This is a genomic window from Salmonella sp. 32031103-2018-00083-FB-01-SM-01 (assembly GCF_017571995.1).
Lineage (GTDB): Bacteria > Pseudomonadota > Gammaproteobacteria > Enterobacterales > Enterobacteriaceae > Salmonella > Salmonella enterica.
Genome location: NZ_JAGEQL010000001.1, coordinates 285,550 through 306,563 on the forward strand (window position 1 = coordinate 285,550; position 21,014 = coordinate 306,563).

Annotated in this window: 25 protein-coding genes and 1 pseudogene; 15 read left to right on the plus strand and 11 right to left on the minus strand. The window is 50.0% G+C overall.

Annotation, left to right across the window (positions count from 1 at the left end; all coding sequences use genetic code 11):
- Positions 1-19 precede the first annotated feature (19 nt).
- The 5 genes from leuE to J4614_RS01390 all read left to right on the plus strand — a co-directional run bounded on the left by leuE (position 20) and on the right by J4614_RS01390 (position 2,811).
- On the plus strand, positions 20-658 hold the full coding sequence (gene leuE / locus J4614_RS01370) for a leucine efflux protein LeuE (RefSeq protein ID WP_000457190.1): 639 nt from the start codon (positions 20-22) through the stop codon (positions 656-658).
- A 172-nt stretch (positions 659-830) separates the two neighbouring features.
- On the plus strand, positions 831-1,193 hold the full coding sequence (gene yeaR / locus J4614_RS01375) for a DUF1971 domain-containing protein YeaR (protein ID WP_001248993.1): 363 nt from the start codon (positions 831-833) through the stop codon (positions 1,191-1,193).
- Positions 1,194-1,195: 2 nt separating this feature from the next.
- On the plus strand, positions 1,196-1,378 hold the full coding sequence (locus tag J4614_RS01380) for a DUF1869 domain-containing protein (protein WP_000513733.1): 183 nt from the start codon (positions 1,196-1,198) through the stop codon (positions 1,376-1,378).
- 229 nt (positions 1,379-1,607) lie between these two features.
- Positions 1,608-2,249 carry a hypothetical protein gene (locus J4614_RS01385; protein ID WP_000762774.1) on the plus strand — a complete coding sequence of 214 codons (642 nt, stop codon included), beginning with the start codon at positions 1,608-1,610 and terminating at the stop codon, positions 2,247-2,249.
- A gap of 313 nt (positions 2,250-2,562) precedes the next feature.
- Positions 2,563-2,811, plus strand: coding sequence for a GlsB/YeaQ/YmgE family stress response membrane protein (locus tag J4614_RS01390; RefSeq protein WP_000512149.1), 249 nt, complete (start codon positions 2,563-2,565; stop codon positions 2,809-2,811).
- Between the two features lie 138 nt (positions 2,812-2,949).
- Here the strand turns inward: J4614_RS01390 and J4614_RS01395 are convergent, their stop codons facing one another.
- Positions 2,950-3,048, minus strand: coding sequence for a YoaK family small membrane protein (locus J4614_RS01395; RefSeq protein WP_001589065.1), 99 nt, complete (start codon positions 3,046-3,048; stop codon positions 2,950-2,952).
- A 195-nt stretch (positions 3,049-3,243) separates the two neighbouring features.
- On the opposite strand from J4614_RS01395, the gene J4614_RS01400 reads away from it, so the two are divergent.
- Positions 3,244-3,495 carry a DUF333 domain-containing protein gene (locus J4614_RS01400; protein ID WP_000673492.1) on the plus strand — a complete coding sequence of 84 codons (252 nt, stop codon included), beginning with the start codon at positions 3,244-3,246 and terminating at the stop codon, positions 3,493-3,495.
- A 68-nt stretch (positions 3,496-3,563) separates the two neighbouring features.
- On the plus strand, positions 3,564-3,875 hold the full coding sequence (locus tag J4614_RS01405) for a hypothetical protein (protein ID WP_000487129.1): 312 nt from the start codon (positions 3,564-3,566) through the stop codon (positions 3,873-3,875).
- Here the strand turns inward: J4614_RS01405 and J4614_RS01410 are convergent.
- Positions 3,861-4,208, minus strand: coding sequence for a DUF488 domain-containing protein (locus J4614_RS01410; protein ID WP_023136867.1), 348 nt, complete (start codon positions 4,206-4,208; stop codon positions 3,861-3,863). The two genes, J4614_RS01405 and J4614_RS01410, sit on opposite strands and share 15 nt — an antisense overlap.
- Positions 4,209-4,328: 120 nt before the next feature.
- A complete protein-coding gene (locus J4614_RS01415; RefSeq protein WP_023136866.1) occupies positions 4,329-5,513 on the minus strand; it encodes a CynX/NimT family MFS transporter in 1,185 nt (394 codons plus the stop codon).
- Positions 5,514-5,613: 100 nt separating this feature from the next.
- On the opposite strand from J4614_RS01415, the gene J4614_RS01420 reads away from it, so the two are divergent.
- Positions 5,614-6,408: a helix-turn-helix transcriptional regulator gene (locus J4614_RS01420; protein ID WP_000579793.1), complete on the plus strand. Its 795-nt coding sequence runs from the start codon at positions 5,614-5,616 to the stop codon at positions 6,406-6,408.
- Here the strand turns inward: J4614_RS01420 and J4614_RS01425 are convergent.
- Positions 6,388-6,834, minus strand: coding sequence for a DUF441 domain-containing protein (locus J4614_RS01425; protein ID WP_000460698.1), 447 nt, complete (start codon positions 6,832-6,834; stop codon positions 6,388-6,390). The genes J4614_RS01420 and J4614_RS01425 overlap by 21 nt on opposite strands.
- 205 nt (positions 6,835-7,039) lie before the next feature.
- On the opposite strand from J4614_RS01425, the gene yoaI reads away from it, so the two are divergent.
- Positions 7,040-7,147, plus strand: coding sequence for a small membrane protein YoaI (yoaI, locus tag J4614_RS01430; protein WP_000272242.1), 108 nt, complete (start codon positions 7,040-7,042; stop codon positions 7,145-7,147).
- Here yoaI and J4614_RS01435 read toward each other — a convergent pair.
- Positions 7,144-7,662 (minus strand): YbaK/prolyl-tRNA synthetase associated domain-containing protein, encoded by a 519-nt coding sequence (locus tag J4614_RS01435; RefSeq protein WP_162264639.1) that lies wholly within the window; start codon positions 7,660-7,662, stop codon positions 7,144-7,146. The two genes, yoaI and J4614_RS01435, sit on opposite strands and share 4 nt — an antisense overlap.
- A gap of 49 nt (positions 7,663-7,711) precedes the next feature.
- The gene (gene dgcJ, locus J4614_RS01440; RefSeq protein WP_023892116.1) at positions 7,712-9,205 is read right to left on the minus strand and encodes a diguanylate cyclase DgcJ; all 1,494 of its coding nucleotides are present in this window, start codon (positions 9,203-9,205) and stop codon (positions 7,712-7,714) included.
- A gap of 293 nt (positions 9,206-9,498) precedes the next feature.
- On the opposite strand from dgcJ, the gene J4614_RS01445 reads away from it, so the two are divergent.
- Complete coding sequence (locus tag J4614_RS01445; RefSeq protein ID WP_001805136.1) at positions 9,499-9,696, plus strand: hypothetical protein; 198 nt, start codon at positions 9,499-9,501, stop codon at positions 9,694-9,696.
- A gap of 149 nt (positions 9,697-9,845) precedes the next feature.
- Here the strand turns inward: J4614_RS01445 and J4614_RS01450 are convergent, their stop codons facing one another.
- Together J4614_RS01450 and yeaG are read right to left on the minus strand one after the other, a co-directional pair.
- Complete coding sequence (locus tag J4614_RS01450; protein WP_080188592.1) at positions 9,846-11,129, minus strand: YeaH/YhbH family protein; 1,284 nt, start codon at positions 11,127-11,129, stop codon at positions 9,846-9,848.
- 122 nt (positions 11,130-11,251) lie between these two features.
- Positions 11,252-13,186: a protein kinase YeaG gene (gene yeaG / locus J4614_RS01455; RefSeq protein ID WP_001518010.1), complete on the minus strand. Its 1,935-nt coding sequence runs from the start codon at positions 13,184-13,186 to the stop codon at positions 11,252-11,254.
- Positions 13,187-13,611: 425 nt separating this feature from the next.
- Here yeaG and J4614_RS01460 point away from each other — a divergent pair, with 425 nt between their 5' ends.
- From J4614_RS01460 to J4614_RS01470, 3 genes are all read left to right on the plus strand, one after another.
- Entirely contained in the window at positions 13,612-14,358 is a 747-nt protein-coding gene (locus J4614_RS01460) for a MipA/OmpV family protein (RefSeq protein WP_000163762.1), read from the plus strand.
- A 289-nt stretch (positions 14,359-14,647) separates the two neighbouring features.
- Positions 14,648-15,844: an anaerobic sulfatase maturase gene (locus J4614_RS01465; protein WP_000029248.1), complete on the plus strand. Its 1,197-nt coding sequence runs from the start codon at positions 14,648-14,650 to the stop codon at positions 15,842-15,844.
- 96 nt (positions 15,845-15,940) lie between these two features.
- Positions 15,941-16,798, plus strand: a complete 858-nt coding sequence (locus J4614_RS01470; RefSeq protein WP_000843746.1) for an aldo/keto reductase — start codon at positions 15,941-15,943, stop codon at positions 16,796-16,798.
- A gap of 98 nt (positions 16,799-16,896) precedes the next feature.
- On the opposite strand, the gene J4614_RS01475 is transcribed toward J4614_RS01470, so the two are convergent.
- Together J4614_RS01475 and gapA are read right to left on the minus strand one after the other, a co-directional pair.
- Positions 16,897-17,781 carry a D-hexose-6-phosphate mutarotase gene (locus J4614_RS01475; RefSeq protein WP_000608654.1) on the minus strand — a complete coding sequence of 295 codons (885 nt, stop codon included), beginning with the start codon at positions 17,779-17,781 and terminating at the stop codon, positions 16,897-16,899.
- 328 nt (positions 17,782-18,109) lie between these two features.
- A complete protein-coding gene (gene gapA, locus J4614_RS01480) occupies positions 18,110-19,105 on the minus strand; it encodes a glyceraldehyde-3-phosphate dehydrogenase (protein WP_000153505.1) in 996 nt (331 codons plus the stop codon).
- A 341-nt stretch (positions 19,106-19,446) separates the two neighbouring features.
- On the opposite strand from gapA, the gene msrB reads away from it, so the two are divergent.
- On the plus strand, positions 19,447-19,860 hold the full coding sequence (gene msrB / locus J4614_RS01485) for a peptide-methionine (R)-S-oxide reductase MsrB (protein ID WP_001519539.1): 414 nt from the start codon (positions 19,447-19,449) through the stop codon (positions 19,858-19,860).
- A gap of 41 nt (positions 19,861-19,901) precedes the next feature.
- Positions 19,902-20,180, plus strand: coding sequence for a YeaC family protein (locus tag J4614_RS01490; RefSeq protein ID WP_001046864.1), 279 nt, complete (start codon positions 19,902-19,904; stop codon positions 20,178-20,180).
- Between the two features lie 175 nt (positions 20,181-20,355).
- Here J4614_RS01490 and J4614_RS21970 read toward each other — a convergent pair.
- Positions 20,356-20,779, minus strand: a pseudogene (locus tag J4614_RS21970) (glycosyl hydrolase family 18 protein); the annotation flags it as partial.
- Between the last annotated feature and the right edge of the window lie 235 nt (positions 20,780-21,014).

The window sequence follows — 21,014 nt, forward strand, 5'->3', positions numbered from 1 at the left end:
TTTTCAGGAAGAGGTTAATGTGTTCGCGGAGTATGGTGTTCTGAATTATTGGACGTACCTGGTTGGGGCGATTTTTATCGTTCTGGTGCCGGGGCCGAATACGCTTTTTGTGCTTAAAAACAGCGTGGGACGCGGGGTTAAAGGAGGATATCTTGCCGCATGCGGCGTGTTTATCGGCGATGCGATATTAATGTTTCTGGCGTATGCGGGCGTGGCGACGCTGATCAAAACAACGCCGGTTCTGTTTAATATTGTTCGCTATCTCGGCGCGTTTTATCTGCTCTACCTTGGCGCAAAAATCCTTTACGCCACGCTGACCTCAAAGGGGCGTGCGGCGACGGAAACGGTAGTTCCTTTTGGCGCTATTTTTAAGCGTGCTTTAATTCTTAGCCTGACGAATCCTAAAGCCATACTTTTTTATGTTTCCTTTTTTGTGCAATTTATTGACGTTACTGCGCCGCATACTGGGGTGTCATTTTTTATTTTGGCTACCACCCTTGAAATCGTCAGTTTTTGCTATCTGAGCTTTTTAATTCTTTCTGGCGCTTTTGTAACCCACTATATTGGTACCAAAAAGAAACTGGCAAAAGTGGGCAATTCGTTGATTGGCCTTCTTTTCGTCGGGTTTGCCGCCCGGCTGGCAACGCTCCAGTCTTAACCCCCTGGACCCGTCGACAACGGCGGGTCATTGCACTCCTTTCGGTTTTATTGCGTGGAAAACAGCAAAATAGTAACCAATAAATGGTATTTAAAATGCTGTTTTTGGAGCGTAACCTTTTTACGACAGCGATGAGACTATCGCTGAGTAACCTGCGGGAAGAGGGAAGCAAATGCGGCAAATTCCACAAAATCATATCCATACACGTTCCACGCCATTCTGGAACAAAGAGACGGCGCCTGCCGGAATTTTCGAACGCCACCTTGATAAGGGAACGCGACCCGGCGTTTATCCTCGCCTCTCGGTGATGCAGGGGGCGGTCAAATATCTCGGATACGCTGATGAACATTGCTCTGAGCCGGAAGAAATCATGGTGATCAATGCCGGCGAGTTTGGCGTGTTTCCTCCGGAAAAGTGGCACAATATTGAGGTCATGACGGATGATACCTATTTTAACATCGACTTTTTTGTCGCGCCGGAAGTACTGATGGAAGGGGCGACCTCACGAAAAGTCATTCATGCCGGGAGAGAATAATAATGGGAAAAGCTACTTATACCGTCACGGTCACGAATAATAGCAACGGCGTCTCTGTGGACTATGAAACGGAAGCACCGATGACGTTGCTGGTACCTGAAGTTGCAGCAGAAGTTGTGAAGGATTTGGTCAATACCGTGCGTTCCTACGATACCGAAAACGAACACGACGTTTGCGGTTGGTAAGGATCTTGTAGTATCTATTTGATATGAAGTGATTTTTTAAATGAGAAACCGCATCACGCGTCGCCAGCGTGATGCGGTTTTTGCGTATTGAAAAGCGCTGTTTATTTACATCAGACATGGGTTGAAAAGAAACATTAAGAAAACATTAAGAATAGCGCATTGTTTGCTAATGAGAGCGTATTCATAAAACTTATGATTGGGTATTAAAAACCAGAAGAGTCTTATGATCATGAAACTCGATACCCGATTAACTTCGTCAGCACTTACTCTTGCGCTTGCCGCTGTGGTCATCCCGTTTACGGCGGACTGGCAATTGCCTTTGCTTAACGGCGTGGTGGTCCGATGGATTGAAAACGGACAAGCGTTATGGTTACTGTTTGGGGCGCTATTTACCGCCTGGTATATACGGCCATTTTCCCGTCCCGAAGGGGCAAAGCAGTTTTGGCTATGGGCTGTTGTCTGGTGGCTGGTACTGCTGGGTAGAAGCACCAGTTGGGGGCGTGACTATTTCCCTGACGAGCCGCGTATATTGTTCAGAATGATTTCAGTGCTATTAATTGCTGCGTTAGTCTTGCCAGTCCTGTTTTCTGCCGGGCTACGTAAGGAGATTGTTCGTCGTCTGCGGGACGTTTCTCTGCCATTGTGGCTGTTTGCCGTGACGGCATGTTCATATCTGATTTCCGACACTGTCGAGCATCATCGGTGGTTGTCGCCGATATTCCTGCATAACGCGCGTTACACAGATTTGATTGAAGAGCTTTATGAAGTGCCATTTATGATCGGTTTGTTTATGGTGACCATGGGGTTTATGCAGCAGGACAAGCAGGATGAATGTACGGCGCTGGAGATGACCCCGTATCACGCAAAATAGCGCGGCTGAAAAAGACCATGAATTCGACATGGGATAGATAGCGGTTAGCAAAAAAAGCCCGCACTCGGTGAGGCGGGCAAATAATACTGGAAGCAATGTGAGCAATGTCGTACCGAACAGGTGGGTTATAAACTCAACCACTCGGTGTTGATAAAGATAATCGTTATCATTAATGATTGCAACCCTGATATTTATGCGCTTTTATCCACGACGCTAAAAGGTGATGGATATCACAAACTTCACTTTCCTGACGATGTGCTATTCTTTTTAACGGCAAATAAACCGCTAACGTTAAGACATAAGTGAGGAAAAAATGGGCATTCTTTCATGGATTATTTTTGGACTTATTGCGGGTATTTTGGCTAAGTGGATCATGCCAGGTAAAGATGGCGGCGGATTCTTTATGACGATCATTCTGGGGATCGTTGGTGCGGTAGTCGGAGGATGGATCAGTACGTTCTTTGGCTTTGGCAAAGTGGATGGTTTCAACTTCGGCAGCTTTGCAGTCGCGGTGATCGGCGCGATTGTCGTGCTGTTAATCTACAGAAAAATCAAAAGCTAAACGCAGAACTTTCAGAGATAATAAAGGCTACGACAGGTAGCCTTTATTATTCAAAATGAATTTACCACCAGCCCAGTTTGGTACCCGCCACCGCAACTAGCGCGATGCCCATCAACACCAGCGTTGTTTTCCTCATGGTTATGCTCCCGGCGCGGCGTAACCGCCAATAAAAAACCATGCCAAAAATAATATTGCCGTAATGAAAATGACGACAGGGAAGAGGATACCCACTCTCATGCTATTACCTTCACTGTTCAGGGGGCGCCAGAATAGCAGGGTTTTCTCAGCGACAAAAGGTCGGTTACTTTGTGACAGGGCGTGGCTATTACTGACTTAACCCGGGATAAACACCCGCTAAAGCGCTGACAGAAAGTATGGAAATAGCGTACCCGCCAGGTTATCCTGGACAAAATATCGCTTTAAGGAGTCGTTATGAAATTTACGTGGATTGCGTTGCCAGGCGTATTGCTGCTGAGCGCTTGTTCATCGTCGCAACCCAACGCCCCCAGGCCGCCGCGCATTGGGATGCCTAATCCGGCAGCCGTCTACTGTGAGCAACAGGGCGGTACGCTGATGCCGGTGCAGACCCCACAAGGCGTGCGTTCCGATTGCAAATTGCCCAATGGCGAAATCATTGATGAGTGGACATTATGGCGCAGAGAGCACCCTGATACGAAAAAGTGACAACCTGCGGTCCGACGGGATATGATTAAGAACAATCTGATAATGAGTTTCATGCGGCGCAAGAAAATATGTTTCAGTTAAAGCCGGGCGCGTTGGCAATAGTTATTGGCGCTAAAACACCCGCCGGACGGCGGAATATTGGTAAGTCGGTTGAGCTATTTTGCCTGTGCCAACCTGGGGATGAATTCATTAACCCGGTAAATGGACACGTCACCTTACTGCCGAAAGAAGCGCCTCGGGCGCTGTGGCTGGTTACGGGCGATGTAGCCTCCGCCGATGGTCAGCACGGTTTTGCCTGGGTGCGGGCAGAACATTTGATGCCGTTGTCCCCGGACAGACAACCAGGCCAGGCAGCGGCACGACAATCACAGCTCTCGTAGCCACTCCGCCAGCACAATGGCATGGTTCTGGCGAGTATCTTTAGCGGCGTATAGCAACGTTAGCGGTTGGTGTCGGGCAATATCCGCCAGCCGTTTGCCTGCTTGATGCTGTTGCGCAAGTTCTGCCCGGTATTGCTGCGCGAAGTGGTTAAAATCAATCAGTTCGCTATGAAAGGCTTTGCGCAATTCGGTGGAGGGCGTAATGGCCTTATTCCATTCATCATAGACCAGCGCTGCTTTTTTAATGCCGCGCGGCCATAGCCTGTCAACCAATACCCGATAACCATCGTCTTTTTCCGCCGGGAAATAGACGCGCTTACACTGGATTCGCATTTTTCCCTCCTGTGATGGTGTCGCTTACGGTACTTTTGTCGGATAGCGGTAATGATTTTAATGGATCAGGCCTGATAAACGAAGCGTCATCAGGCATTCAGATGTGGGTATCAGGTTTATTTATGACGCTATCTCTCGATCGCGTCCGGCGTAGAGGCCGAAAATCGCCATGATGATAGCCAGAACCGTCACGCCTGATAGCGGCAGATACCAGCTACCGCTGGCATCATGAAGTTTTCCCATGACGGGCGGCCCACATGCCGCCAGTAAATACCCGACCGACTGCGCCATGCCGGAAAGCGCCGCTGCCTGATGCGCCGAACTGGCGCGCAGGCCAATAAACGTCAGGCCGAGGATCATCGTCGCGCCTGAACCGAAGCCGAACAGTAGCGTCCAGATGACCGCCTGGCCCGGCACAAACCAAAGTCCCGCCGCGCCCACCGCGCACAATAGTGAGACCAGCGCGGCAATCCAGCGTTGATCGTTAAAGCGATGCAAAATAAGCGGAATGGCTAACCCAGGCGCCGCGGTCGCCAGTTGCAGCAGGCCATGTAGCGATCCTGCCTGTGCTTCGCTATAACCGTGGCTGATGAGTATTGTCGGTAACCAGCCGATAATCACATAATAAATCAGTGAGTTAAGCCCCAGAAACAACGTAACTTGCCAGGCTAAAGGCGAACGCCAGATACCGCGTTCATGTAATGCCCGGGAGCTACTCAGGTTAGCTGAGCGGGTAGTGCGCCACTGCGGCAACCAGATAAGAAGCGCCAACAGCGGAAACAGCATTAGCATTAACAGCGCGCCGCGCCAGCCAAAACCGTGCAACGCCAGCGGAACCACCAGCGCGGACCCCAACGCGGCGGCGGCGCCCATCGTCAATGAATACGCGCCCGTCAGCCTGGCGACATGTTGTGAAAAATCGCGCTTAATCAATCCTGGTAGCAGCACATTACCCAGCGCGATCCCGCACCCAATAATGGCAGTTCCGGCAAACAATAATGTAGCGGAGGGCAGGGAGCGGAGGGCAATACCTGCGCAAATCAGCAGCATTGCGGCAAACAGACTGCGTTCCATCCCGAACCGGCGGGCAATACCGGCCGCCAGTGGTGAAACCAGTGCAAACGCCAGAAGCGGCAAGGTTGTTAGCAGGCCCGTCTGGGCGGTGGAAAGACCGTAATCCGAACGGATTGTCTCCAGCAACGGCGCAGCGCCGGTAAATGTTACGCGCAGCGTAGTGGCTATCATCAAAATACCGGCAATCAGTAAAGCGCCCTGTTTGCCGCGTGGTGAAAGGGCTGTCGTCATCGTTTTCTCATCTCGTCAGGCGAGGCGATACCTTAACAGCTTTTACTGTTTGGATGAATCAAGCTAAAATGACAATTTATCGCTAAAATCGGACAATATAATGATTGGCCTGAGACTGGACGGTTACGATCCCGACCTTCACCACGATGCCGCTGTGGCCTTTTGTATTCGCGCCAGGGATGATGAACTGTTTAGCCCTCGCCATCAGCATCGCAAGGGACAGTTGATTCTCGCTCTGCACGGCGCGATTACCTGCGAGGTGGAAAATGCGATGTGGATGGTTCCGCCCCAGTATGCCGTCTGGCTCCCCGGCTCGCTGCCGCACAGTAATCATGTGACCGCAGGGGCGGAGCTGTGCTTTTTATTTATTGAACCTGCGGCGGTCGTCATGCCGGAGCGTTGCTGTACGCTGAAAATTTCGCCGTTATGCCGGGAGTTGATTTTGTCGCTGGCGCGCAGAACCGATCCCGAAAGAGCGCAAATGCCAACGCAGCGCCTTATTCAGGTGTTGTTTGATGAACTGCCGCAGCAGCCGCAGGAACAATTGCAATTACCGGTATCGGGGCATCCGAAAATTCGCCAAATGGTTGAGACAATGGCGCAGGAGCCCGCGCGATGGAATACGTTAGGGCAGTGGGCCAGCGTATTCGCGATGAGCGAGCGTAACCTTGCCCGGCTGGTCGTCAAAGAGACGGGGCTAAGCTTTCGTCGCTGGCGTCATCAGTTGCAATTAATTCTGGCGCTACAAGCGCTAATCGCGGGACGTAATGTACAGCAGACGGCGCAAATGCTGGGTTATGATTCCACCACGGCATTCATTACGATGTTTAAAAAAGGCCTGGGGCAGACCCCAGGCCAGTATCTGACGGGCGAGTTACTGCTTCCCCACAATTAAAGAGACCAGCCCCGCCGCAATCAGTGGGCCGACCGGCACGCCGCGAAACAGCGCGACGCCAAGTACCGTACCGACCAGCAGCCCGGCGACGAGCTGCGGTTGGTTTCCCATCAGCGTAATGCCGCGACCGCCCAGCCAGGAGACGAAAACGCCGACGGCAATCGCGACCAGCGATTTCCAGTTCACAAAAGAGTGGATCAATGTGGAGGGCGGTAGGGTTCCGCTGGCGATGGGGGCCATCACGCCGATGGTCAGAATGATAATCCCGACGGTGAGTCCCTGTTTTTCAATCCAGGGAAAAAAGGTATTCAACGGGGTTACGCGGACAATAATCAGCACCAGAATTGAGACGGCGACAGTGGTGTTGTGGCTGATAAATCCCAGAGCTGCCAGTCCGAGCAGGATCAGCAGAGTGACATCAAACATTATGGTTTCCTTGCCAAAAAGTAAGCCTGACTACTTTACGCCCAAACGGGAAAGCGCACAGGCCTTTTTAACGATTGATGCGGATTTCAGGCAACTGCCTGAAAGACAATCTTTACATGAAAAACGGCGTTGTCATTAAATTGCCATCAACGCCGCGTATTGCTAACAGGTGAACCGTCATTGTTGTCTTCCTGAGGATACAATTATGTACGATCCACCATTTCTTGAAGCGCTGATGATAACGGCGTCGTTTTTCGCCATTATTATCATTATCGTTGTGTCTGTATTGCTCCTTGAAGGGGATAGGCTCTAAGCCGTTGGCGATGACTGTAAGCGGCGGAAGACTGCCAGTTCTGGTCGGGCGATGCGCAGATAGTCCTGTGTATTCATAATGACTGATTTTTCCAGCAGGCCGGCATTAAAAGCAATTTCATCGAAACGCTCAAACAGGAGCGGATCGGCGACCAGTTTCAGATTGGGGTGAAAACTGAAAGGCGGGATCGCGCCAAAAACGCAGCCGGTCAGCATATCGACTTCCGCCGGGCTGGCAAGGGAAGCGCGTAAGCCGCCCAGATGTGAAGCAAGCTGAGAGAGGTCGGCTTGCTGATCGGCCGCCAGAATAGCAAGAACGTGCTGGTTGACGCCGTTGCCTTTGACTTTACAGACCAACGCTTTTGCGCCCTGGCCCAGCGCAGTACCGCGTATTTCAGATACCGCTTCGCATTTCCCTACCGCTTCATGGCTAACCACACGATAGCGCGCGTTCTCCTGCGTTAATAAAGCCACTAAACGTTGGTGTGTAGCGACACCCTTCGCGACTTCAATCATTTCGGCCATTTCTTACTCCTGGTGCAATATGAACATTTACTGCGAAGCACTATGATGAACGATGTTGTTTTTGTTGTTTGTTCAGATAGAGCTGCGCATCGGAAGCCTGGTAGGCATCATTAATCGTATCATTGGGCTGCATATTATAAATCCCGGCGGAAAAATGGACTGTCTTATCCGGTGCGATAATTTGCAGGTTACGAATAATACGCTCCGGCAGATGGATAGCCAAATCCGCCGCGTAATCAACAAGAATAATACAGAACTCATCGCCGCCGAGGCGGATGGCGTAATCGCTTTTACGAATCGATGTTTTAATCGCTTTCGCCAACAGGGTAATAATTCGGTCGCCTTCCTGGTGCCCCTGGGTATCGTTGATCAGTTTTAACCTATCGCAATCAATAGCGACAAATGTCACCGGCGTCCCGGTATTGACCAGGCGTTGCAGTCGCTGTTCCAGCTCCGGTGTTAATATTTTACGGTTGTAAAGCCCGGTCATGGCATCGCTAATATTTTCGCGTGTGACGTTGCGATAAAGCCGAAAGTGCATCCGTACCATATTAAGCAGGATCGCCGTTGCCAGTAAGTAAAAGGCCAGCGCTTTCCAGGACGAGACAAGGAAATAGGTTAAATCAAGGGACAACGAAACGCGCAGTCCACCAGGGATATCATGGCTATAATTCACATATTGAAACAGATTATTTTTGCTTTGATTAATAATAATTTCTTTTCCGGAGTCCATATCCTTTAGTGTTACGTTAAGATAACGCCAAACCAGCGGACGGTCCTGGGTATAAAAAATATTTTTTAAATTATCCTGGTTAACATCCACCATCACGATACCTTTTAACGTTCCCGCCAGATAGACTGGCGTTAAAAAGCTCATGACGTTTTCCTGGGTAATATCATCCATGTAAATACTTGAAATAACCGTACGGCCGGTAAAAAGTTTATCTATATCTTTTCTGTTAATACCCATTGTGCCTTTTTGTAAAAAAGTCCAACGATGCATGGCGAAGCGCCGTGAGTTGATTAAATCATAGAAATAGACATAATGTTTATTTAAATCAACGTAATAACGGAATTTAAGCTCCAGTGTGCCCAGCCCGTGACTGTGGTCGTCCTGCGAACGGTTGATGCTTACCGCCTGATCAAATGCAGGCAGTAAAAGGGCGTCATCAAGATTATCGGTACACTGTGTAGCGGCGGTTTGCAGGGTACCATGTAGCGCCGGATAATTATGCCGGGTCAGGTTGACACCGTGCGTACCGTTAATAGCCTCAAAGGCGTCGCAAAACGCGCGGCGTTTTTCTGCGGTGACGGGGTCTCCCGGCGCTTCAAAAGTTCGCATCAAATGTGCGGCGATGCTCTGATTCTGGTACTTATCGTACAAAAACGACGAATCGGCTCTCTCCATGATATAACGCATATAGGCATTCATTGCCCTGTCGCTGGCAATAAGTTCGTAAATCAGGAAGGACGATGTCAAAACGATGACGCTTGCCGAGATAAAGTGCCTGAGCGCTTTATGATGCAAATTCATGATGAACTACAGCCCTGAAAGTCGGATGCGTTAGTTTACCATAGCGATGAGAATTCCTCTAATAGACTGTTTAAAAATAAAACGTGTTGATGTTATGAAATAAAAATCATTCTCGATTTAATAAACCAATTAATACGCTGTGTTTATATTTTCAGGTGTGATTATTGTCGCAAAAAGTAAATTGTTAATTAACGGCATCGATTTAACACTAACGAAAATAGAATAGCCTTTATTATTACGCGAAAGGAGTGTGAAGTGGTAAGGATAATAATGTACTTCCGTTCGGAGGCACTATGAAACGATTTAAAGAAATGGCAACAATTTTTCTTTTTGCATTGCTGGCTGCGGGGTTCACGTCGTCTGCTATGGCAGCGTCGGGTAGTGATAGTCCGTGGGATTTTGATTTTTCGGGTCCATGGCTTTTTTGTAAGCTGCAAAAACCTGATTCTCTGCAATTACCGCCACCTTTTGGTGAGTATTGCTGGCATTAATAAATCCATAGTATTTCAGTGATAAGTCGGCGCATGTAAGGTTAATCCAGTCAGGAGATATACAGGTTTACGGCTATTGTAGTGGTAGTATGTATAATTGCCTTGTTAGTGATAAATCAGCCCGTGACGCATTACGGGCTGATTTAGGGTTATGCACTTTGATGGGCGCTCTGTTTCTGAAACAATTCGCGGAATACCGGATAAATATCCTCCTGATCGCGAATATGCTGCATGGCGAAGTTATCGAACGTCGCCTGCAGATGTTCATACTCGCGCCATAAGGTCTGGTGGGCGCGGCGGGTAATCTCGATATAGCTGTAATAGCGCACTACCGGCAGCAGCTTTTTCGCCAGAATCTCATGACACAGCGGTGAATCGTCGGCCCAGTTATCACCGTCTGACGCTTGCGCCGCATAGATGTTCCACTGACCGGGGTCGTAGCGCTCTTTAACTACTTCGTCCATGAGTTTAAGCGCGCTGGAGACAATCGTCCCCCCGGTCTCTTGCGAATAAAAGAACTCATGTTCATCCACTTCCTTCGCCTGGGTATGGTGGCGGATATAAACCACTTCTACGTTCTTATACGTTCGGCTCAAAAACAGATAAAGCAGAATGTAAAAACGCTTGGCCATATCTTTGGTTGCCTGGTCCATCGAACCCGAGACGTCCATCAGACAGAACATCACCGCCTGGCTGGAGGGCTCAGGCCGTTTTTCATAATTTTTATAGCGTAAATCAAAAGTGTCGATAAACGGCACTCGCTCGATTTTAGCCCGTAGTTCGGCAATCTCCCGACGTAACCGCTCCTCTTCAAGCAGTTGCGCTGGTTCGCTTTTGCTGATGGTCTCCAGTTCCGTTTCCAGCGCGTGCAGTTCGCGGCGTTTTCCTGCCGTCATTGCTGTACGGCGCGCCAGAGAGTTTTGTAGCGAACGTACCACGCTGATATTGGCCGGCACGCCGTTTGAGGTGAAACCGGCGCGGTGAGTTTTATACTCGTTAAGCTGGCGATGCTGGTTTTTTTTCAGATTAGGCAGCGCTAAATCTTCAAAGAGCAGATCCAGATACTCATCTTTTGAAATCTGAAAAACAAACTCATCCTGGCCTTCGCCGTCCTGGCTGGCCTGACCTTGACCGCTGCCGGAACCGCCGCCACCGCCTTGCGGACGCTCAATGCGATCATTCTGGATAAAGTGATCGTTACCCGGATGGACGCGATGGCGCAGACCGCCGCGCCCCTGATGAAACATCGGTTCGCTAATATCATCGGTTGGAATAGAGACGGACTCTCCGCTGTCGACATCGGTCACTGAGCGTTTATTAATCGCTTCGGAAATCGACTGCTTAATTTGTGCTTTATAACGACGCAAAAAGCGCTGGCGATTCACCGTGCTTTTATTTTTGCCGTTAAGACGTCGGTCTATGAACCAGGTCATATGCCCCCCGTACTGCCAACTGAGCGCCTGTTCTGTCAGTGCCGGATAGCGCTAACGCTTAGCCAGTCTACAGAACATTACTTTGTAGGCCCGGTAAGCGCAAGCGCCACCGGGCATTAATATCACGACGATTTACGCACGCGCAGGTACCACTCGCACAGCAAACGAACCTGCTTACGGGTATACCCTTTCTCCATCATCCGATCGACAAAGTCGTCATGCTTTTTCTGCTCGTCAGTCGACGTTTTGGCGTTAAAAGAAATGACCGGCAACAGCTCTTCAGTATTAGAGAACATTTTTTTCTCAATCACCGTGCGCAGCTTCTCGTAACTGGTCCAGTTTGGATTACGGCCGCTATTGTTGGCTCTGGCGCGCAGGACAAAGTTTACTATCTCATTACGGAAATCTTTCGGGTTACTGATACCCGCTGGCTTTTCAATTTTTTCCAGTTCGGCGTTCAGCGACTCGCGATCGAACAGTTGACCGGTATCCGGGTCGCGATACTCCTGATCCTGAATCCAGAAATCCGCATAAGTCACGTAACGATCAAAAATGTTCTGCCCGTACTCAGAATAAGATTCGAGATAGGCCGTCTGGATCTCCTTGCCGATAAATTCGGCGTATTTCGGGATCAGATAGCCTTTCAGGAACTCCAGATAACGTTCAGCCTGCTCCTGCGGGAACTGCTCACGCTCGATTTGTTGTTCCAGAACGTAGAACAGATGTACCGGGTTTGCCGCCACTTCCGCATGGTCGAAGTTGAATACGCGGGAGAGGATCTTAAAGGCGAATCGGGTGGAGAGACCGTTCATCCCTTCATCCACACCCGCATAGTCGCGATACTCCTGGTACGATTTAGCTTTGGGGTCGGTATCTTTCAGGCTTTCACCGTCATAAACGCGCATTTTCGAGTAAATACTGGAATTTTCCGGCTCTTTCAGGCGGGAAAGAATCGAGAAACGCGAAAGCGTTTCCAACGTGCCCGGCGCGCAGGGCGCATGAGCCAGCTCGCTATGATTAAGTAGTTTCTCGTAGATTTTGATCTCTTCGGAGATTCGCAGGCAATAAGGCACCTTCACAATATAGACACGGTCAAGGAACGCTTCGTTATTTTTATTGTTACGGAAAGTCACCCATTCAGATTCGTTTGAGTGGGCAAGTATGATGCCATTAAAGGGCAGAGCAGAAATACCTTCCGTACCATTGTAGTTACCTTCCTGAGTTGCGGTCAGCAAGGGGTGCAGCACCTTAATAGGCGCTTTAAACATCTCGACGAACTCCATGATCCCCTGGTTAGCGCGGCACAGCGCGCCAGAGTAACCATACGCATCCGGATCGTTCTGGGCGTGATGTTCGAGTTTACGAATATCCACCTTGCCGACCAGCGCCGAAATATCCTGGTTGTTTTCATCGCCGGGTTCCGTTTTGGCGATGGCAATCTGCTCCAGAATGGAGGGCCAGACTTTCACCACGCGGAATTTAGTAATATCGCCGCCAAACTCATGCAGGCGTTTGGCCGCCCACGGGGACATAATCGTACCGAGATAGCGGCGCGGAATACCGTACTCTTTTTCCAGAATCTGCGCGTCTTCCTGCGGATTAAACAGGCATAACGGATGATCGTTGACTGGACTACGCTCGCCGTTGGCGCTTAAAACATAAATTGGCACGCGCTGCATTAGCGATTTCAGCCGTTCAGCGAGCGATGATTTGCCACCCCCCACAGGTCCCAGCAAATAGAGAATTTGTTTCTTCTCTTCCAGCCCTTGCGCCGCATGTTTCAGATAAGAGACAATCTGTTCAATCGCGTCTTCCATGCCGTAAAACTCTTCAAACGCAGGATAGCGAGCAATAACCCGGTTGGAGAAGAGTCGGGAAAGTCGGGGTTCCTGGGCAGTGTCGACCATATTAGGCTCGCCGATAGCCATTAATAGCCGCTCTGCCGCGTTGGCATAAGCACTGCGATCTTGCCGACAAATGGTAAGAAAATCCTGCAGTGTGAACTCTTCGTCCTTGGCAGCTTCGTAACGCTGGCGATAGTGATCGAATATATTCATGATATGCCATCCTTTCGTTTTTTCGCACATGTTAAGAGCCGTTCATATGAATAGTAGAGGCTCCCGGAAGAGGTAGACTGAACGCCGTCTCTGCTAAGGAAAAAAAGCAACTCTCATGCCATTTTATTGGCCAGAAGATCAACGTGTCCGGTGATACACCTTCTTAACATTAAGCGTAGATGGCATTTGCAAAACTTGCCTGTACGCGTCAGTGGATTTCGATGACATATCAATAACTCATCAGGTAGAAAAGGCTGGTGGATATCAGAAAAAGCGTTCCCGGTCACATAACGATCATCAGCCGATCATCTGAAAATAATCGGTGATGGTGATATTAAACGGTTACATTGTGTAAAATAGTTGGGCTTACAGGTATTGGCGGTTACACTTTTGCCGCAGAACATTTGAATAAGGAATTATGGATTGTGACCAAACTTAAACTTCTGGCTCTTGGCGTGTTTATTGCAACATCCGCCAGCGTCGCGCACGCTGAAAGCAACCTGACGTTGGGCGCAGGCGTTGGTGTGGTTGAACACCCTTATAAAGATTACGATAGCGATGTTTATCCGATACCGGTCATCGCTTATGAAAGCGAAAACTTCTGGTTCCGTGGTCTGGGCGGCGGGTACTACTTGTGGAATGACAATGCCGATAAGTTGTCAATCATGGCATACTGGTCCCCGATGTACTTCAAACCGGGCGACAGCGATGACCATCAGTTGCGTCGTCTGGACAGGCGTAAAAGTACTATGATGGCGGGCGTTTCTTACGCGCATCACACCCAGTATGGATTCCTGCGTACCTCACTGGCAGGGGATACGTTGGATAACAGTAACGGTATTGTCTGGGATCTGGCCTGGCTTTATCGGTATACCAATGGCGGGCTGACCTTAACGCCAGGTATCGGGGTTGAATGGAATAGCGAGAACCAGAACGATTACTATTACGGCGTATCACGTAAAGAATCTTCGCGTAGCGGCCTGCGCGGCTATAACCCGAACGATAGCTGGAACCCGTATCTTGAACTGAGCGCTAACTATAATTTCGCCGGTAACTGGAGCGTATATGGTACTGCGCGCTACACCCGTCTGTCGGATGAAATTACCGATAGCCCGATGGTGGATAAATCCTGGACCGGTATCCTTTCTACTGGCGTGACCTATAGATTCTGATTGATTGAATTTGCCAGAAAAACCATGACAAAGCCTGCGTTATGCAGGCTTTGTGCTGTCTGAAACGCGAACATGGCGGCTTGCATAAATGCGCTGTTGACCGGGTATGGCGCAGCCTTATGTGATTTATACTTTGTTACATCAATTTAAAAAACTAGCCTTTTATATGAAAAATCCAGGTGATTACAACTGCGCTAACAATTAGCGTAATAATTGTTGCAATGCTGGCTGATATCGCCCTGTCACGTCCCGCTTATGCTATACCCATTCTTCACAGCGAGTAAGACGAATGAGCATAGTATTCAATACCGTAGCCAAGCCCAGCGGCAGTCTGTGTAACTTATCCTGCAAGTACTGTTTCTATCTTGATAAACCCCGGGGCCAGCGCGTCATGTCTGACGATGTGCTGGAGACGTATATCCGCCGGGTAATTGATGATACGCCATCCTCAGAGGTCTCGTTTTGTTGGCAGGGGGGAGAGCCGACGCTATGCGGTCTTTCTTTTTACCAAAAAGTGGTGCGCTTGCAGCAACGCTATGCCAACGGCAAAACTATTTACAACAGTCTGCAAACCAATGGCGTATTAATCAATGAAGAATGGGCGGCTTTCTTTGCGCAGCACCAGTTCCTGATTGGTATATCGATTGATGGGCCGCAAGTCGTTCATGATAATTACCGGAAAACGCCGTCAGGGCGGGCGTCTTTTTCCCGTGTCGTTAATGCTATCCGCCTTCTGCAGGCAAATGATGTCGAGTTCAACACGCTCACTGTCGTGAATGATGTGTCATGCCGTCATGGCAACGCTATTTATCATTTTTTGACGCAGGAACTGGAAAGTAAACACCTGCAATTTATTCCCATTGTTGAGCCGCTCGCGCAAAAAGCGCAGCGTTCTTTGACGTTATCTGACAATGAGGATTCGCCTTCGCTGATGCCCTTTTCCGTCACGCCTGAAGGGTGGGGCGCCTTTATGTGCGATGTTTTTGATCAATGGATACGTCACGATGTCGGACGCATATTCGTACAGCTTTTTGACAACTTACTTGGCGTCTGGATGGGGGAGCCCGCCACGCTTTGTACGATGCAGTCGACCTGCGGGCAAAGTTTGCTGGTGGAGCAGAATGGCGACGTGTTTAGCTGTGACCATTTTGTTTTTCCCGCCTATAAACTGGGCAATCTGCAGCAACACTCTTTAGAAGAAATGGCGGCTTCTTCTTTTCAGCAGCAGTTTGGCGCGGCTAAAGCAAACCTTTCCTCACGCTGCCAGAACTGTACGTGGCGCTTTGCCTGTCACGGCGGTTGTCCGAAACATCGAATTTGCATGGACGGCGGCGAACGGCAAAATTATCTCTGTAAAGGATATCTGGAGTTCTTTCAACATGTGACGCCCTATATGAATGTGATGCGTCAATTATTACTGAATCAGCGACCCGCCGCGCATATTACCCGCATCGTCGACATGATTGCGGATGACGTTCGTCAGTGACAAGAAAACCGCCCCCTTGCGCGGTATGATGCCGGACATTACCGTAGGGTCTAAGAGTCCTGTATTGTTTTACCGTCGGGTGACCTTGAAAAGGAAATGAAATCAGTGAAAAACGTAACGTTTTGCGGGCAGGTGACGCTTCCTGCCATCGGACAGGGAACATGGTATATGGGCGAGCGCGCGGATCAACGTCAGCGCGAGGTTTCGGCGCTGCGCGCGGGGCTGGATTTGGGGTTACGCCTTATTGATACGGCGGAAATGTATGCCGACGGCGGGGCGGAAAAGGTCGTGGGCGAGGCGTTAGCAGGGCGACGCGATGAGGCATTTCTGGTGTCAAAAGTGTACCCGTGGAACGCTGGCGGCCAGAAGATAGTTGCCGCCTGTGAGGAAAGCCTGCGTCGTCTGAAAACAGATTATCTCGATCTCTATCTATTGCACTGGGCCGGAAACTTTTCATTCGAAGAGACCGTTGAAGGTATGGAGCGGCTAATCGCGCAGGGGAAAATTCGCCGTTGGGGAGTCTCTAATCTTGATTATGACGATATGCAGGCGCTGTGGCGCATCCCCGGGGGACAGCAATGCGCGACAAATCAGGTGCTCTATCATCTGGCGTCACGCGGTATTGAGTATGATTTATTGCCGTGGTGTCAACAACAGCGAATGCCAGTGATGGCCTATAGCCCGCTGGCGCAGGCTGGCCGGTTACGTAGCGGTTTACTGAATCATCCGGTGGTGAATGAAATTGCGCAAGCGCATAACGTTACGGCGGCGCAAATCTTACTGACGTGGGTGATTGCGCATCCGGGCGTGATGGCGATCCCGAAAGCCGGAAGTACAGAACACGTGAAGCAAAATGCGGCGGCGCTTGAGATCGCCTTGTCAGCAAACGAACTTGCCTTACTGGACAACGCCTGGCCTGCGCCAAAAGGGAAAACCGCGTTGGATATGGTGTGACGCCGGATAAAATGCGTAAGCGCCGCCATCCGGCAGGTCATGCCTGATGGCGGCTGACGCCTTCCAGAGCCTATAGCAACGCCGTTATCCATTCACTTTTAGCGTTTTGCGACGCATATAGTCTGCGCCAGACGAGAGGGTTTTTCTTCTGTGGCTTGTTGCGGCGCAGTAGCATAAGCCGTTTCAACGCAGACAAACGTTTTATAGCCGTCATCCGGCATGTCGCCCATGCTGACGGACAACGCCGGGCCAGGGTTCCAGCCTACGACGTTAAGATGATGGTGGTGGACCACATCAATCGTGCGGTTTAATGTCGCATCGTGGATCACGCTACATGCTTCAGGATTGAGGTAAACGCGATCGGTACGGTCCGGAAAGGTTTGCATACCGTCGGTCAGGACACCTTCTTTAGCGTCGTTAACTTTATCAATAAACCGATCGCCGAGTCCGCTGACCTTAACGTTGGCGATGTCGCCAACGTTAAAATAGCTGTGGAGCGCGGATGTGGTTGCAAACTCGCCATGCGCTTCCAGTTCAATTTCACAGGTTTTGCCCACTTTAAAACGTGCCAGCAGCGTGAAATCGTGCGGCCAGTATTTCCGGGTGGCCTCACTGCTTTGCAGCTCAAATGTCAGCATTACGCCATTATCATCTTCATTATGCGCTTTTAGCGCCCACGGTAGATTACGCGCAAAGCCGTGTGACGGCAGACCCTGTTGAGCCGCAGGTCCAAACCAGGGCCAGCAGATCGGTACGCCGCCGCGTAGCGCCACGCCGGTTTTGAAAGGCGTATTATTACTGAGCCACAATACCTCTTCCTCGCCAATGGGTTTCCAGGAGAGAAGGTGCGCGCCCTGTAATGCAAAAGAGGCTTTAACCTGCGGATGGTCAACGACGATCAGATCCAGGTCATCAAGCTGACGACGGGAAAGGACAGGGGTAAGCTGTTCGATAACCGGGAGGGCAAAAATTTTATTAATCATTACGCAATCCTCTTAACCCTAAATAATTCGAGTTGCATGACAAGGCGCTTGTGCCTTGACCAGTGCTTGCGCTGGCCCGTAGAGGCGAGGCCGCAGGCCGAGTAACGCGGCAAGTGAACGACAAATTCATCGGGAACGAATTTGAACAACCGTAGGTAACCTTCGGTCAGGGGCATCCCTGATTCATCCCGATAAGTTCGACTTCCGTCAGTGATTCGGGTGAGAAAGCATAGCCAACACACCTGCAACTTGAAGTATGACGGGTATATCTTTAAGCAAAAAAAAGAGCGACCTGAGTCGCTCTTACCAATGACTGTGTCATCTCAACTTATTTGGAGATGTGAGCAATCAGGTCCAGTACTTTGTTGGAGTAACCGGTTTCGTTATCGTACCAGGAGACCAGTTTCACGAAGTTGTCGTTCAGCGCGATGCCTGCTTTAGCATCGAACACGGAAGTGCATACTTCGCCGTTGAAATCGGTAGATACAACGTCGTCTTCGGTGTAACCCAGCACGCCTTTCATTTCGCCTTCGGCAGCAGCTTTAACAGCAGCTTTGATCTGCTCGTAGGTAGCCGCTTTTTCCAGACGAACGGTCAGGTCAACAACGGATACGTTCGGAGTCGGAACGCGGAACGCCATACCAGTCAGTTTGCCATTCAGTTCCGGCAGTACTTTACCTACCGCTTTAGCAGCGCCAGTAGAGGACGGGATGATGTTCTGAGATGCGCCGCGGCCGCCGCGCCAGTCTTTGTGAGACGGGCCGTCAACGGTTTTCTGGGTTGCGGTAGTCGCGTGAACAGTAGTCATCAGACCTTCGATGATGCCGAAGTTGTCGTTGATAACTTTAGCCAGCGGCGCCAGGCAGTTGGTGGTGCAGGAAGCGTTGGAAACGATGTCCTGGCCTTCGTATTTGTCAAAGTTAGCGCCTTTAACAAACATTGGGGTGTTGTCTTTAGACGGACCCGTCAGAACCACTTTTTTCGCGCCAGCGGTGATGTGTTTACGCGCGGTTTCGTCAGTCAGGAAGATACCGGTAGCTTCAGCCACTACGTCAACACCAACTTCGTCCCATTTCAGGTTAGCCGGATCGCGTTCAGCGGTAACACGGATTTTTTTACCGTTAACGATCAGATGACCGTCTTTCACTTCAACAGTACCGTCGAAACGGCCGTGAGTGGAGTCATATTTCAGCATGTATGCCATGTACTCTGCGTCTAACAGGTCGTTGATTGCAACGATCTCGATGTCAGAACGTTTCTGAGCAGCACGGAAAACAATGCGACCGATACGGCCAAAACCGTTGATACCTACTTTGATAGTCATATATTCCACCAGCTATTTGTTAGTGAATAAAAGGTTGCCTGTAAAATTACAAAAACCTTACGCAGCGTCAAGCGGAATCGTGTCAATCATTGCGACAAATCAATCCTCTGCACAACCTTTGCGCGGCTGATTCGCCTCACTCTTCCTTTCGGCTTGAAACCACATGGGGGCGCCGCCCCGAATTTTAAAGGGCAACCGAGATAATAATGTGACATCAGTCACGATTCGTGAGCCGCCATTTCGCAATGATCAAGTTTAGAACAAAAGTTGGTACTGAGGTGTTAATGTTTTGTTAGAATCGGTCAGGCAATGTGAGCACGTTTAAAGTGAGATGTGAGCAAATGGCTAACCAACCTTCAGCAGAAGAACTCAAGAAAAAATTGTCCGAAATGCAATTCTACGTGACGCAGGATCGTGGCACAGAACCGCCATTTACCGGACGCCTGCTACATAATAAACGCGATGGGGTTTATCACTGCCTGGTCTGTGATACGCCGCTTTTTCACTCCCACACCAAATACGATTCAGGCTGCGGCTGGCCTAGCTTTTACCAGCCTGTCAGCGAAGAGGCGATTCGTTACATAGACGATTTTTCTCATGGCATGCAGCGTGTCGAAATTCGTTGCGGAAACTGCGATGCGCATCTCGGACACGTTTTCCCGGACGGGCCGCAGCCAACCGGTGAGCGCTATTGCGTTAACTCGGCCTCGCTGGCCTTTTCTGACGAGAAAAACGGCGATCAACTGAAAGGCTGAAAAAACGATTCAGCAAATTATTCCACAGGAGCGGACACATCATGAATCTTGATGAGATCATTAACAGCATGACGCCGGAAGTGTATCAACGTTTATCCACCGCCGTTGAGCTGGGTAAATGGCCGGATGGCGTGGCGTTGACGCCGGAACAGAAAGAAAACAGCCTACAGCTGGTGATGCTATGGCAGGCGCGGCACAATACCGAAGCGCAACATATGACGATCGATACTCACGGTCAGATGGTGATGAAAAGCAAGCAGCAGCTCAAAGCGGATTTCGGTATTACGTCAAAGCCGATTGCGACATTGAAAATGCAGTAACGGGGAGCCGGATAAGAGGTAGTCGCCATCCGGTGGTTTAATTGCCAGTGCGTTGTGCTTACCGGGCCTGCTCATTGCTGTCAGGCACAGGCCCGCCATATTTTTACGAATAACGCTTAATGTCCAGCGAGTCCGCCAGCTGTGTCGCTAACTGATTATTGTCATCGGCGGCCTATTCCCGGAACATTGTGCCGGCCAGCCCGCGCTTTTTAATCTGGTCCGCGTTGATCGCCACCGAGCGCGGATTTTCATAAGGGAGGGCAAACAGCGCTTTCCCCCGGCAGACTTTACTGTCAGCAGCAGGCCAGGCGTTTGAGTCATACGGATTGGCGTTGAAATACTGCGTGCCATAAGGCCATGTCGTAAGTCATCAGATTGATAAAGTCGAGCTACGGGGCTATAGCTTTCACGTCCAGCCAGCTTTTCGGATTTTCCGCATTCGTGCCGACGGCGAGGGTGACCCGCTTTTGGGGCTCATTAGCTGACGAAGCGCTTTTAAATGCGACGTTAACCGAATATTCCCAGTCAAGAGCGATCCCATCGAGACCATATTTGTCGACAATCTTCTGCGCCGGTTTAATAAACACCGCGCGGGCTTCTTTAACGATCCTTTTTGACATTTAACACAGAAACACGCCACAGAATTGGGTGGCGAAAAAATAACCGCAGCAGATTAGCGTCTTCATCCATGGAAACCTGCGCAGGCGTTCACGCCGTCTTTCGCGATACGGCTTCCATCTTTTTGGTTTTATCGCCGTTTGTTTCGTTGAGTTTGTGATCTTGGTTGGCAAATACAGATCATTATCTGTGTTTTAAAGATTTATCGTTGACCTT

What these genes read in the sequence shown, in the direction of transcription:
- yeaR (WP_001248993.1), top strand. Translation starts at nt 831, where the DNA reads ATGCGGCAAATTCCACAAAATCATATCCATACACGTTCCACGCCATTC.
- J4614_RS01380 (WP_000513733.1), top strand. Translation starts at nt 1,196, where the DNA reads ATGGGAAAAGCTACTTATACCGTCACGGTCACGAATAATAGCAACGGC.
- J4614_RS01385 (WP_000762774.1), top strand. Translation starts at nt 1,608, where the DNA reads ATGAAACTCGATACCCGATTAACTTCGTCAGCACTTACTCTTGCGCTT.
- J4614_RS01390 (WP_000512149.1), top strand. Translation starts at nt 2,563, where the DNA reads ATGGGCATTCTTTCATGGATTATTTTTGGACTTATTGCGGGTATTTTG.
- J4614_RS01395 (WP_001589065.1), bottom strand. Translation starts at nt 3,048, where the DNA reads ATGAGAGTGGGTATCCTCTTCCCTGTCGTCATTTTCATTACGGCAATA.
- J4614_RS01400 (WP_000673492.1), top strand. Translation starts at nt 3,244, where the DNA reads ATGAAATTTACGTGGATTGCGTTGCCAGGCGTATTGCTGCTGAGCGCT.
- J4614_RS01405 (WP_000487129.1), top strand. Translation starts at nt 3,564, where the DNA reads ATGTTTCAGTTAAAGCCGGGCGCGTTGGCAATAGTTATTGGCGCTAAA.
- J4614_RS01410 (WP_023136867.1), bottom strand. Translation starts at nt 4,208, where the DNA reads ATGCGAATCCAGTGTAAGCGCGTCTATTTCCCGGCGGAAAAAGACGAT.
- J4614_RS01415 (WP_023136866.1), bottom strand. Translation starts at nt 5,513, where the DNA reads ATGACGACAGCCCTTTCACCACGCGGCAAACAGGGCGCTTTACTGATT.
- J4614_RS01420 (WP_000579793.1), top strand. Translation starts at nt 5,614, where the DNA reads ATGATTGGCCTGAGACTGGACGGTTACGATCCCGACCTTCACCACGAT.
- J4614_RS01425 (WP_000460698.1), bottom strand. Translation starts at nt 6,834, where the DNA reads ATGTTTGATGTCACTCTGCTGATCCTGCTCGGACTGGCAGCTCTGGGA.
- yoaI (WP_000272242.1), top strand. Translation starts at nt 7,040, where the DNA reads ATGTACGATCCACCATTTCTTGAAGCGCTGATGATAACGGCGTCGTTT.
- J4614_RS01435 (WP_162264639.1), bottom strand. Translation starts at nt 7,662, where the DNA reads ATGATTGAAGTCGCGAAGGGTGTCGCTACACACCAACGTTTAGTGGCT.
- dgcJ (WP_023892116.1), bottom strand. Translation starts at nt 9,205, where the DNA reads ATGAATTTGCATCATAAAGCGCTCAGGCACTTTATCTCGGCAAGCGTC.
- J4614_RS01445 (WP_001805136.1), top strand. Translation starts at nt 9,499, where the DNA reads ATGAAACGATTTAAAGAAATGGCAACAATTTTTCTTTTTGCATTGCTG.
- J4614_RS01450 (WP_080188592.1), bottom strand. Translation starts at nt 11,129, where the DNA reads ATGACCTGGTTCATAGACCGACGTCTTAACGGCAAAAATAAAAGCACG.
- yeaG (WP_001518010.1), bottom strand. Translation starts at nt 13,186, where the DNA reads ATGAATATATTCGATCACTATCGCCAGCGTTACGAAGCTGCCAAGGAC.
- J4614_RS01465 (WP_000029248.1), top strand. Translation starts at nt 14,648, where the DNA reads ATGAGCATAGTATTCAATACCGTAGCCAAGCCCAGCGGCAGTCTGTGT.
- J4614_RS01470 (WP_000843746.1), top strand. Translation starts at nt 15,941, where the DNA reads ATGAAATCAGTGAAAAACGTAACGTTTTGCGGGCAGGTGACGCTTCCT.
- J4614_RS01475 (WP_000608654.1), bottom strand. Translation starts at nt 17,781, where the DNA reads ATGATTAATAAAATTTTTGCCCTCCCGGTTATCGAACAGCTTACCCCT.
- gapA (WP_000153505.1), bottom strand. Translation starts at nt 19,105, where the DNA reads ATGACTATCAAAGTAGGTATCAACGGTTTTGGCCGTATCGGTCGCATT.
- msrB (WP_001519539.1), top strand. Translation starts at nt 19,447, where the DNA reads ATGGCTAACCAACCTTCAGCAGAAGAACTCAAGAAAAAATTGTCCGAA.
- J4614_RS01490 (WP_001046864.1), top strand. Translation starts at nt 19,902, where the DNA reads ATGAATCTTGATGAGATCATTAACAGCATGACGCCGGAAGTGTATCAA.